13 protein-coding genes are annotated in these 11,971 nt (G+C 53.6%); 6 read left to right on the top strand and 7 right to left on the bottom strand.

Going from position 1 to position 11,971, the window contains the following annotated elements; all coding sequences use genetic code 11:
* Positions 1-2 precede the first annotated feature (2 nt).
* The 4 genes from J4772_RS21425 to mntR are packed head-to-tail and all read left to right on the top strand — an operon-like array spanning position 3 to position 3,006.
* Positions 3-740 (top strand): metal ABC transporter ATP-binding protein, encoded by a 738-nt coding sequence (locus tag J4772_RS21425; protein ID WP_209071328.1) that lies wholly within the window; start codon positions 3-5, stop codon positions 738-740.
* Positions 737-1,663 (top strand): metal ABC transporter permease, encoded by a 927-nt coding sequence (locus J4772_RS21420; RefSeq protein ID WP_209071327.1) that lies wholly within the window; start codon positions 737-739, stop codon positions 1,661-1,663. The genes J4772_RS21425 and J4772_RS21420 overlap by 4 nt, the downstream gene beginning before the upstream one ends.
* Positions 1,660-2,535, top strand: coding sequence for a metal ABC transporter permease (locus tag J4772_RS21415; RefSeq protein ID WP_209071326.1), 876 nt, complete (start codon positions 1,660-1,662; stop codon positions 2,533-2,535). Before J4772_RS21420 ends, J4772_RS21415 begins: the two co-directional genes overlap by 4 nt.
* A 15-nt stretch (positions 2,536-2,550) precedes the next feature.
* Positions 2,551-3,006, top strand: coding sequence for a transcriptional regulator MntR (mntR, locus tag J4772_RS21410; protein WP_209071325.1), 456 nt, complete (start codon positions 2,551-2,553; stop codon positions 3,004-3,006).
* Here the strand turns inward: mntR and J4772_RS21405 are convergent.
* Entirely contained in the window at positions 2,957-3,901 is a 945-nt protein-coding gene (locus tag J4772_RS21405) for a TIGR03943 family putative permease subunit (RefSeq protein ID WP_209071324.1), read from the bottom strand. The genes mntR and J4772_RS21405 overlap by 50 nt on opposite strands.
* Positions 3,901-4,800 (bottom strand): permease, encoded by a 900-nt coding sequence (locus J4772_RS21400; protein WP_209071323.1) that lies wholly within the window; start codon positions 4,798-4,800, stop codon positions 3,901-3,903. Before J4772_RS21400 ends, J4772_RS21405 begins: the two co-directional genes overlap by 1 nt.
* 214 nt (positions 4,801-5,014) lie before the next feature.
* Here J4772_RS21400 and serA point away from each other — a divergent pair, with 214 nt between their 5' ends.
* Positions 5,015-6,613: a phosphoglycerate dehydrogenase gene (serA, locus tag J4772_RS21395; RefSeq protein ID WP_209071322.1), complete on the top strand. Its 1,599-nt coding sequence runs from the start codon at positions 5,015-5,017 to the stop codon at positions 6,611-6,613.
* Positions 6,614-6,640: 27 nt separating this feature from the next.
* A complete protein-coding gene (locus J4772_RS21390) occupies positions 6,641-7,390 on the top strand; it encodes a YggS family pyridoxal phosphate-dependent enzyme (RefSeq protein WP_209071321.1) in 750 nt (249 codons plus the stop codon).
* Between the two features lie 45 nt (positions 7,391-7,435).
* Here J4772_RS21390 and J4772_RS21385 read toward each other — a convergent pair whose 3' ends face one another.
* The 5 genes from J4772_RS21385 to J4772_RS21365 form a co-directional block, all read right to left on the bottom strand.
* Positions 7,436-8,866 (bottom strand): MocR-like pyridoxine biosynthesis transcription factor PdxR, encoded by a 1,431-nt coding sequence (locus J4772_RS21385; protein WP_209071320.1) that lies wholly within the window; start codon positions 8,864-8,866, stop codon positions 7,436-7,438.
* 233 nt (positions 8,867-9,099) lie between these two features.
* Positions 9,100-9,450, bottom strand: coding sequence for an EamA family transporter (locus J4772_RS21380; RefSeq protein ID WP_116064174.1), 351 nt, complete (start codon positions 9,448-9,450; stop codon positions 9,100-9,102).
* Entirely contained in the window at positions 9,444-9,863 is a 420-nt protein-coding gene (locus J4772_RS21375; RefSeq protein WP_209071319.1) for a DUF2304 domain-containing protein, read from the bottom strand. The genes J4772_RS21380 and J4772_RS21375 overlap by 7 nt, the downstream gene beginning before the upstream one ends.
* On the bottom strand, positions 9,860-10,618 hold the full coding sequence (locus J4772_RS21370) for a glycosyltransferase family 2 protein (RefSeq protein ID WP_246016848.1): 759 nt from the start codon (positions 10,616-10,618) through the stop codon (positions 9,860-9,862). Before J4772_RS21370 ends, J4772_RS21375 begins: the two co-directional genes overlap by 4 nt.
* Entirely contained in the window at positions 10,599-11,867 is a 1,269-nt protein-coding gene (locus J4772_RS21365; protein ID WP_247740806.1) for an ArnT family glycosyltransferase, read from the bottom strand. Before J4772_RS21365 ends, J4772_RS21370 begins: the two co-directional genes overlap by 20 nt.
* Positions 11,868-11,971 lie beyond the last annotated feature (104 nt).

The raw sequence follows: 11,971 nt of genomic DNA, 5'->3' as shown, positions 1-11,971 counted from the left end.
GGATGCTTCCGGTTCTCAGCGTTGATGGATTATCCGCTTCCTACAGGAAAAATAAAGTGTTGGATGACGTTGTATTCGATGTTAGCCCTGGGACGATGACCAGCATTGTAGGGCCGAACGGAGCAGGGAAAACAACCTTACTCAAGACCATACTTGAATTGCATCCCCGTCTGGCGGGCAAGATCAGCTTCTTTGGTTCCTCCTATCAGAAAGTTAAATCCCGCATCGGCTATGTTCCGCAACGCGGCTCCGTGGATTGGGATTTTCCCACTAATGCGCTTGACGTCGTATTGATGGGGCTATACGGAAAAATCGGCTGGCTGAAGTGGCCCAAACGATCTCACCGCGAAAAAGCGATGGAAGCTTTGGCGGAGATGGGGATGGCGGACTATGCTTCGCGCCAAATCAGCCAGTTGTCCGGCGGTCAGCAGCAGCGGGTCTTTCTGGCACGGGCCCTCGTCATGGATGCGGATTTGTACTTTCTGGATGAACCGCTTGCCGGCGTGGACGCGGCAACAGAGCGTGCGATTATGGCGACGCTCAATCTGCTGAAAAGCCGGGGAAGAACGGTGCTGGTCGTTCATCACGATCTGCAGACGGTAGAAGATTATTTTGACCATGTTTTGCTGCTGAATCGTACTGTCATTGCGCACGGTCCAACGGAGAAGACGTTTACCGAAAGCAACATTTATCGAACATACGGAGGAACGCTGCGCTGGAAGGGAGCGAAGTCTGGATGATACTGGGTTTGTCGCATAATGCGCAATGGGTCTTGCTGAGTACCTTAATTCTGGGAACGGCTGCCGGCATTATCGGCTGCTTTGCGTACTGGAAGCGGCAAAGTTTGATGAGCGATGCCTTGTCTCATGCGGCTTTGCCGGGAGTGATTTGCGGATTTGCTGTCCTTGGCGTGAAAAATCTGCCTGTCATGATCGCCGGCGCCGCTGCGAGCGCGCTATTCGGCGCTCTGCTTATCCATTGGATTAGATCTTCAAGCCGCGTCAAGGAAGATGCGGCAATGGGAATCATCCTGTCCGTCTTCTTCGGTCTCGGCGTCATGCTGTTGACCTTTGTGAACCGTATGGCGGGAGCCAGCCAGAGCGGTCTGGACAGCTTTATCTTCGGTCAGGCGGCTTCCATGGTGAGCAAGGATGTATGGCTTATGGCGGGACTGGCGCTGCTTGTTCTGTTCATTTCGATGATCGCCTTCAAGGAATGGAAGCTTTTTCTGTTCGATGCGGCGTTTGCCAAAGGATTGGGGCTGTCGAACCGCTGGATGAACAGTCTCTATATGTTTAGCCTTGTACTGGTCATAGTCATCGGAATTCAGGCGGTGGGGGTTATTCTAATGGCAGCGCTGCTGATTACGCCGGCCGTCAGCGCCAGATATTGGACGAATTCCTTCAAGGGGATGATGATTTTGTCGGCATTGTTTGGGGGAGGCGCCGGCGTCATCGGAACGCTGCTGAGCGCGTACGGCAAAGGATGGCCGACAGGCCCGTTTATCGTGATTGCGGCCGCTTCGCTGTTTGTCGTCTCCTTGGCCTTAGGCGTTCGCAAAGGCTTGCTGGTCATGGGAATTCAGCAATATCGCCAGCGCAAGCTGCTTAACAAGCCGTCCGTTCATCAACGGGGGGCGCTGGAAAGGGGGAATTCGGCATGAGCTATGCCGGCTGGATTATACTGACTGCTTCTCTAGTCGGGATTTCCTGCGGATTGGTCGGTTCATTGCTCGTTCTGCGCCGAATGGCGATGATGGCGGATGCCATTAGTCATACGGTGTTGCTTGGCATTGTGACTGCTTTCTTGATCACGCGCGAGCTAAGCGGCATTCATATGCTGATCGGCGCAATCGTTGCCGGATTGCTGACCGCGATATTAATTCAGTGGCTGCACTCTCTTGGCGTGCAGCAGGAAGCTTCCATCGGGGTTGTTTTCACTTCTTTATTCGCGGTTGGCGTTGTTCTGATTGCAACCAAGGTCGGAAATGCGCATCTGGATGTCCAGCACACTTTAATGGGGGAGATCACGTTCATTCCTTGGGAGCAAATGAGCCTGCCCTGGATTGGCGAAGTGCCGGAAGCGGTATTTATTTTGTCTATCGTGCTTGTCGTTGTATTAATCGCAATCATCGGATTTTTCAAGGAATGGAAGCTGACTTCGTTTGATCCTGCGCTTGCGGCGAGTATCGGCATCCCGGTTGTGCTTATGCATTACGTTTTTATGGGGCTAGTCTCCGTGACGACGGTAGCGGCATTCGACGCAGTTGGCGCAATTATGGTTGTGGCGATGCTCATCACCCCTGCTTCGGCGGCTTACCTCTGGACAGACCGATTGGCGATCATGATGGGTTTAAGCGGAGCGTTCGGCATTATCGCGGCGGTGTCCGGATATTATATTGCCGTTTGGTTGGACACCTCAATTTCCGGGTCGATGGCTTTTGCGACCGGACTTCTATTTATGATCAGTTTCATTGCTTCGCCTAAGCACGGCATCGTTGCCAGACTGAGGCGGCCGACCCTGACGTCGACCTAAACAGGAGGAGAAGAGATGACAACGCCCGGCATGGAAGATCATTTGGAGCAAATCTATCTGCTGTCGCTTGGAAAAGGGTATACTCGGGTTTCAGATGTTGCCGAAGCGTTGTCCGTCCATCCCTCATCCGCTTCGAAGATGGCGCAGAAACTCGGAGAATCCGGCTATATTGAATATGAGAAATATGGCCGGATTTCCTTGACGAGGAAAGGGGCTCGAGTCGGTCAACAACTGCTTGACAGACATCGGCTGCTGGAACGTTTTTTACGGCAGATTGGCGTACCCGAGCAACGCATTGAAAGAGAGGTTGAGCAGCTAGAGCATCATTTTAGCTGGAGTACGCTTGAACTGCTTCGAGATTTGGTGCATTTTATGGAGGCTGATCAGGGAACGGCAATAGGTTTCGGTCGCAAAAAGCGGCTTAGTACAAGCGATAGACATAAGGATCTTTTGGAGCAGCGATTTTTTTGAATTCGGTCACATTAAGCACGGGAATTACCTGTTTGAACGGCTGGTACAGCTCGGAAGTCAGCTTGCCTGTCACATGGACCCAATCGTCGTCATTGAGATTCGTCCCCTTTGGAAAATGGACTAACATCCCGAACACGCCGGAATCGGCGGCGCAATGAATAAAACCGAAACGGAAAATGAAGTAATGGTCCCCATCGACCTGCTCTCCCTTATAAGCAAACCCGTCAAACGAAATCGTTCTCCCCATGAACTTGCCCGGGTAATTGTAAATGACCTCCATGCCTTTCATATAGCTTTCATCGTCTAGAGAGATCGTACTGAGATTAATAAATTGTTCAAGCTCTTTGCTTTTAAACTCGTTGTAGCCTTGCTTGCCGAAAAACACGCTGGAATCCGGCTTAAGAAACTGATGCACTCCCGGATTTTGTTCGGATAAGGAGAGCTCCATCGAGGGGAAAGAGAAGCCTTTTGCTTTGACAAAGCTCGAGTCGAGCGTCGAGACCGGCAAAAAAATTCCCGTAAATATAGGGAAAGCGAGAATGAGATATCCGATCGCGCGTTTCCACTTGGAGGAGGATTCATGAGTATGTCCGAAATCATCGTGAAGATGGACCGAGCCTTCATGATCGTGAACATGGGAATGTATGTGCTCATGATTTTCCTTGCATATATGTCCTTCGGCGCGTTGTAACTCGATCGCTTCCGCTTTCTTCTTTGCCGCTTTCTCTAATCGATCCATTCGAATGAGTTCGATGATGCAGAGGAACAGAAGAATAACAATCGCACTGATTGATAAATAAGCATACCGCATGTTGATATATTTATTTAACTGGCCTTGAAAATGAATGGACAAGAACATGAGGGCAAAGCCGAGCAGGATAAGAAAACGAATCATTACACAAACCTCCCCACGATTAAAGAGCCGATTAACGTAAATAGGGTGACCAGCGCAATCAAGACGGCGACGAACTTTCCGCGAAAAGACCCGAGCAGCATAAGGGTATTCTTGATGTCGATCATGGGCCCGTATACAAGGAAGGCAGAGATAGAACCCATTGAGAAAGTACTACGAAAAGAAGAAGCGATAAAAGCGTCTGCTTCCGAACACAGCGACATTGTGAACGCCAGTCCCATCATCACCAAGGAAGCCATGATCGGATTGCTTCCGATGTGCAGCAAGGACGAAGTCGGGATGAACGTCTGCATGCTAGCGGCAATAAATGCGCCGAGCACGAGATATTTTCCCACGGAAAAAAATTCATCAATCGCGTGCAGGAAAACATGCCCCAGCTTTGGAAAAAACGGCTGACGAGGAGCAGCAACGGAATTTTCCGCGGAAGCGGCGACTTGTTGTTCGTTCAATCGTAAGGGTAATACGGGAAACAACAGCGCGACGCATAAAGAGACGGCCAAAGCAACCAAGAAAGCCATTCCCGAACGAATCGCAACGACTCGCCAATCGTTCCCGAAGGCGATATAAGTCGAAAATAGGACGATTGGATTAATAATGGGTCCAGTCAACATAAAAGCAATTCCCGCATTTAGAGGGACGCCTTTGTTTAATAGACGGCGGGTGATCGGAACGATCCCGCACTCGCATGAAGGAAATAGAATACCGATACTGCAACCGAAAAGCGAAGCAAGATATCGGTTTTTAGGCATAATTCGAGAAATCCAACGTTCTGCAATAAATGATTGAATAACGCCTGAAATCAAAACGCCCAGAAGAACGAACGGGATCGCTTCCATAATCATGCTCAGGAAAATCGTATTAAGCTGCAGAAAGGTTTTCATTTGGCACCTATTAATTGATTAAGATTCATGATTCAAAATGCTATGTATAGTTATCTTAACAAATGCGAAAAACGATGTCTTGGAAAAGCTTATGTTCATGCTAGGCATAGGCTTTTTTTTGCTGCGTTATGGATTGTGCAAATAAGTCGCATATGGATGTATATCGACAAACCAAACTTTGATAAACTGACAGAGAGAGAAAGGGAGGAATCTTATGTTCAAAGTGTTGGTATCCGATCCGATCAGCGATTTCGGTTTGCAGCAGCTTAATGGAGCTGAAGATGTGGAGGTTGTAAAAATAACGGGGCTGAGCGAAGAGGAGCTTGTCGCCGTTATTCCTCACTATGACGCATTGCTTGTCCGTTCTCAAACGAAAGTGACTCGGCGCATCATGGAGGCCGGCATTCGTTTGAAGGTGATCGGCCGAGCGGGAGTCGGCGTGGATAATATTGATTTGGAGGCGGCCACGAACCGGGGAATCATCGTGATTAATGCGCCCGACGGCAATACGGTCACGACCTGCGAGCACACTTTGGCGATGATGATGGCGCTGGCCCGGCATATTCCGCAAGCCTATGCCAAAACCGTAGCCGGGCAGTGGGACCGTAAATCGTTTTTAGGCGTTGAATTACGCAACAAGGTGCTTGGCGTGTTGGGGCTTGGCCGGATCGGAATCGAAGTGGCCAAACGCGCGGCGGCGTTCGGGATGACCGTCATCGGATACGATCCTTTCCTATCGGAGGAGAGGGCGAGCAAGCTCGGGATCAAGCCGGCGACCGTAGACGAAATCGTACGAACTGCCGATTTCATGACGGTTCATACGCCGCTGACGAATGAAACGCATCATATGATCGCCAAGCCGCAATTCGCCGTCATGAAGCGGGGAATGCGAATCATTAACTGCGCCCGCGGGGGAATTATCGACGAGGCTGCTCTGATCGAAGCGCTGGACGAAGGGATTGTGGCCGGCGCCGCTTTTGACGTGTTCGAACACGAGCCTCCGGCACCGGATCATCCCTTCCTGCGGCATCCCAAGGTCATTGTGACTCCGCATCTAGGTGCGTCCACTGTGGAGGCCCAGGAGAATGTAGCTTTGGACGTTTCCGAACAAGTGATTCATATTTTGCGTCAGGAGCCTTTCAAAAACGCGGTCAATATGCCGGCCGTGCCAACCGACCTGCTGAACCGACTGCAGCCGTGTTTTACCTTGTGCTCGCATCTGGGCAACTCGCTTGCCCAAATGACCGACGGCGCGGTACGCGAGGTTACGTTGGAATGTTCGGGCGAGCTGGCGGACCTGGACGTCACCCCGCTCATTCCTTATGTTCTCAAAGGCATACTTACGCGCCATCTTGGCTCGGAACAGGTCAATGTCGTAAATGCCATGCACCTGGCGAAGTCCCGCGACATTAACGTTTCGGTGCAAAAATCGTTGTTGGCACACAGTCCGCATGCATTCGACGAGATTACGATTCGATTAAAGACGACCGTCGAGGAGAGATGGGTCACAGGTGCGGTTCTGCCCGATGCGGGGGAACGCATTGTTCGCATCGGTCCTTACCCGGTGGAGCTTTCGCCTGAAGGACATATGCTGTTGATCTCGCAGAAGGACAAGCCGGGCATTATCGGACGTGTCGGAACCTTGCTCGGGGATAACGGAATTAACATTGCCTCGATGCAGGTTGGGCGAACCGAAATTGGCGATTCGGCGGTTATGATCCTGAAAATCGATAAAAAAACACCCGAAAGCGTAATGGAGTCCTTGGTCGCGATTCCGGAAATCAAACGCGTAAGGGAAATTTCCTTCGACTAAAGCAAAGTCGGAAAGAAGGCGGGCCAGATGAGCAACCCGGTTGAAGAAAATCTCAATGCGGTGAGACGGCGGATGGAGCGGGCTTGCCAGGCCTCGGGACGCAGCGTCGCGGATGTGAAGCTGCTGCTAGCGACCAAAACCGTACCGCTGGAAAAGCTGCAAATGGCGATGCAGGCGGGGGCGACGCTGTTTGGCGAAAATAAAGCGCAGGAGCTGCGGGACAAGTTTCCGTTGATGCGGCAGTACAGCGAGGTGGAATGGCACTTTATCGGACATTTGCAGACGAATAAGGTGAAGGACGTGGTCAAATACGTCACGCTTATTCACTCCGTGGATCGTCTGAAATTGGGTCAGGCTCTCGACCGGCAGCTGAACAAAGAGAATAAGACGATGGACATTCTGGTGCAGGTGAATACGTCCTACGAAGAGAGCAAATTCGGCATTCCTCCTGAAGGGGCCGTGGAGCTGGTCGAGCAGCTGTCCCGGTTCGAAACGCTGAACATTAAAGGGCTGATGACGATCGGCAAGCTGAATGCCACCAACGACGAGACGCGGCATTGCTTCCGACTGTTAAAATCGCTGCAAACGCAGATCAGAGAGCAGCAATTTCCGCGAGTCGAGATGGATATTCTCTCGATGGGGATGTCCGGCGACTTCGAGGCGGCGATTGAAGAAGGAGCTACGATCGTCCGCGTAGGGACAAGCGTATTCGGTCAACGAGATTTGCCTGACAGCTACTACTGGAATGAGAATTTACGGCAGGACGGCGGGGGCTAACAGAGAGAAGCGCGAATCAAGCGGCCGCCGGCGGGGATGCTTACGTTATGGAAGTATCTCCGCCAGCCGCCTGATGCCTTCTTCAATCGCGGCTTCGTCCACCTTGGCAAAGCCCAGTACCCATCCTTTGCGCTTGCTCTCCAAACCGTACTTGCTTAACGGATAAACGCGGATTCCTTTTTCGCTCGCCAAGCGGGTTACCGCTTCCTCGTCAAATGCCTCCTCGGCTTCAAGCAGCATATGCAAGCCTGTTTCCACCCCGCTCAGCTTATAACGCTCACTCAGTCCCGTCGCGATAATCGCCTTCGTCATCACCTCGTGTCTGCGCCGATACACATTTCGAACGCGTCTCATATGACGCATGAAATGACCGTGCTCGATAAAATGGGCAAGCGTTAATTGCTCCATAATCGGGAGCTGGCGATAGGTTAGCGCATGGACTCGGGCAAGCTGACGAATCGCGTTGGCGGGGCCGACGACGGCCGAGATTCGAATGCCGGGAGCGATCATTTTGGAAAAACTCATCATATATAACGTGTTCTGAGGCCGCTGACTGAACAAGGTAGGGAGAGGGTCGCCGCGATAGCGAAATTCGCTGTCGTAGTCATCCTCCACTATCCAGAATCGTTGCTCTGCAGCCATGTGCAGCAATTGCTGTCTGCGAGGCTCCGACATAATTACGCCAACCGCGCATTGGTGCGATGGCGTTACGTATACAAGCCGCGACTCCGGGGCGATCCGGTCTACGCATAGTCCGTGCTCGTCCACGGGGACAGGCGCAACCTGCATGCGCTGGTATTTCAGGGCCATCCAAGCGGCAGGGAATCCGGGGTCCTCGACCGAAACCGTGTCGTCTTGCCGCAGAAGCGCTTGAGCGATCAAATCGAGGCTGTGCTGCGCGCCAGATGTGAGCAGAATTTGCTCGACGCTCACATGCACGCCTCGTTCAAGCGATAGATAGCGCTGAATCTGTTCCCGCAGCGGCAGGAATCCGTAAGCGTCGCCATAAGCCCAGGCGTCCAGTTCGGTTTCCGCCGAGGCCCGCAAAAAGGATTGTCTCCAGTTTTTCTGAAACTGCTCGTCCAAATAAGGCTCGTGAGGACTGAAATCGATCTCCGTTGTTCGCTCCGTTTTGTCTCCCAACCAACTATGCAAATGATCGACGGCGGCGTTAAGCATCGGCAATTCGGGGAGAAGCGGCCCGTGGGACGAAACCTCCTCCAAAGGACGAGCCTCGCCAATCCATTCGCTCACTCTGGTCCCGCCGCGGCGGGAGGTTATCGTATACCCGCGGCTGAATAGCTCTTCGTACACAATCTGTATGGTGGAGCGGGACACGCCGATCAATTGCGCGAGCTCGCGGGTCGGGAGCAGCAATTCGCCCGGCGGCCAGTTACCGGTGGTAATATTGTGAATGGCTTGGTCGAGAAGCTGCTGCCAGATGGGACGTTCGTCCTCCCGGTTAATCTGTAGCATGTGTTCATCTCCAGTACTTCGACAATGAATATGGATGGAAGAAATTCATGATTAATGTACTGAAGTAACAGTCCATTGGTTGATATGCTATCACGATCTTCGTTGCTATTGCAACCTGCAGTAGGATAGATGGCCTTGGAGGCACATTTTTGGCCTCCGCACTATTCGTCCGGCCAAGTTAACCTGCCGGCATCGAGAGGTTCTAGCCCTTCCAATTGCACGCCTCAGCCGATTTACTTCAGCCCAATCACGCAAACGCCGACGAGAATGATGCCGGCCCCGATCCAGCGGTTCGGCGGGATGACCTCGCCCAGCAGCAGCCACGCCAGCAGCAGCGCGAATACGTAGGCGAGACTTTGCAGCGGATAAGCGGCGCTTAGCGGCAACCGAGACAGGACGGCGAGCCACAGTACCGTCGCCAAGCCGTACAGCAGCACGCCGGAGAGGATCCACGGGGAGAAGAAGACTTGCAGCACATTGTGCAGATGCAGGCCGCCCAGCCTGTCCAGACCGATTTTCCATACCGTCTGTCCGGCTACGAGCAGCGCGATGTTCAGCAGCAGCAGGGCGTAGGCCGTCACCATGCCCGGTCGTCCATTTCGGCTCTTTCCGCCGCTTCTTGAGCGAAGCTTCTCGGGATTTTCAGCTTTTGCTGCTCCAGCTCCCTGATCCGCTGCTCCTGCATCGCCAGCGTCTGGGTCAGCTTGATGACCCGGCCGGTTAGCGACGATAGAGCGATCGACATATGCATCAGGAGAAAAAGCACGCCGATGAACGCAAGCAAATACAACAGCGACGGGGCGTAGTCGACGTTGAAGAAGGCGGCGAGACGATCGATAATCCCCGGGAACGGGGACAGCACGATCATCAGCATCCCTAGCGCAAGCCACAGAAGGGCGTACTGCTCGCGCAGCTTCCGGACCCGGATCAGATGCAGGACGGTTGCGGTGAAGCCAATGCCGATCATAAAACTGACGAAATAAATGTCCGGATTCATAGCTGAGCGCTCAACCCCCTGCTCTTCCGGCTCTTGGATATAAGGACGGCAAGCGTTACTTTAAGCATGTAGTAGACCGACTTGAGCGCCGAAATGCTGGATTTGCCCGTCTTGCGGGCGCTCATGACGACAGGCGTCTCCATAAACGTCAGGCCGGAGTTGTCCATCAGCACAAGCGCCTCCACCTCGGGATAATCGGTCGGATAATCGTGCGCGAACAGCTCGATCGCCCTTCGGCCGCATATGCGATAGCCCGATGTCGGATCGGTCACCTTGCGGCCGATCAGCCCCGACACGAGCCCGGCGAGCAGGTCGATGCCGATTTTGCGGGCAAACGTCGATTGGAAGCCTTGGCCGGTCAGGAAACGCGAGCCGACAACCATGTCCGCGCCGCTGCCGCGAAGCGTATCGAGCAGCCGCTCGAAATCGGCGGGATTGTGCTGGCCGTCTCCGTCGATCTGAGCGGCGTACCGGTACCCGTTCTCCTCGGCATAGCGGTAGCCGGTTTGCACGGCGCCGCCGATACCGAGGTTGGCCGGCAGATGGATGACGAGCGCCCCGGCCTCCTCTGCGAGCCTTCCGGTGGCGTCATCGGAGCCGTCGTTCACGACGAGCACATCCGCATAGGGCGCTCGCGTCCGAATCTCGTTCACGACACGGACGATGCCCTCGGCTTCGTTATAGGCCGGCACGATAATAAGCGCTTCTTTGTCGCCGGGGAAGCAGGTCATTTGGTCAAACGTCATGTTGAGCATGTCGGTTCCTCCTTGTGATAGACAGCTTAGAGCGAAGCCGGAAGCGCTTGTCCAGCCGGGCAAACAGCCAAGCTAGCAGACGGGCGGCAAGTAAGCTGCTCAGAATAATCAATTGCGGCATTGCCGTAAAGTTGTAGCGATATTCCGGGACGAAGGCGAGACGGGCTGCCGATATCGCGACCAATAGGAAAACGATGAGCATGGCCGACTGCCGCCAATTGATCAGAATGACAATCGCTGAGATCAGCCCCGTATAGACCAGCAGCAGATGGAATGACGAGCGGAACGGGATGACCGGATAGAACGGCTTATGGCCGCTGCCAGCGAACATTTTATTGTAGATGTAATCCAGCTTGCCGACCGTATACCATTTGACGAACGTCCACGTATGCTGCGTAAAGCCGATCCGCAGCCGCTCCTTGGCGACCTCCATCTGCGTTTTTCCGACGCGCTCGACGAGACCGTCGTCGTAATTTTTGTTCGGATACGTGCCGGCCGCGAACGGATTAACCTGGGTCGACGTCACAATCGGCTTGTTCAGAGTTACGATGTTGCGGATCAGCCACGGCGACAGCACGACCGCCATGCCGATCCCTGTGCACAGCAGCAGTTTCAGCGCTTGACCTCCCTTGCGGCGCCAGAGCAAATACAGCAAGTAAGCGGCCGGAGCCATGATCAGAAACTCGGGACGGACGAGCGCAGTCAGCCCAAGGGCGAGGCCGGCCCATAGCGCGGCTTTGCGATCTTTTCGCTCGAAGGCGATAAGCTGCCAGTACATATACGCCGTAAGCAGCATCGCGGCGATCGTTTCCGTGAGGACCGCCCCTGTCGTCCATACGAACGGCGGGTAGACGGCCATGCCCGCCGCCGCGATCAGTCCGGCCCATTCGCCGCCCAATCGACGGGCGATGCGGTAGACGAACCAGATCGTAATCAGGCTGAAGACGAGCTGGAAGTAGCGGATCGCCGGAAAAGGATCGCGCTCCTCGTAGTCGACCAGCTTGTACACGGCGGCCATGAACAACGGGTAGCCGGGGGATACCTGAGCGTTCGGCTTTGCGCTTTTGTAGCCGTAGACGCCTTCCTCCAGGAGCTGCCGTACCATAATGTCGTAGTTGATCGTATCGTGGGAATTGTGATGGTGGACCGAAACGAGAAAATCGAACCTCAGCAGCGCGGCGACGAGCAAAATGAACAGCAGGGCGACGCGCGTCCATTCGTTCAGCTTTAACCGCTTCAACAATAACAAGGCAATTGCTCCTCTCCCGAGGCTTATCCGGCACGCAAAAAACCGTTAAGCTCTCTCTGACTTTCATTGATTGAAAGTATAGAGGAGATAGCTTAACGGTTCGG

It is taken from the genome of Cohnella sp. LGH (assembly GCF_017671885.1).
Taxonomy (GTDB): Bacteria; Bacillota; Bacilli; order Paenibacillales; family Paenibacillaceae; genus Cohnella; species Cohnella phaseoli.
Note: the sequence above shows the minus strand (reverse complement) of the source record. Positions and strands in the feature narration are given on the sequence as shown.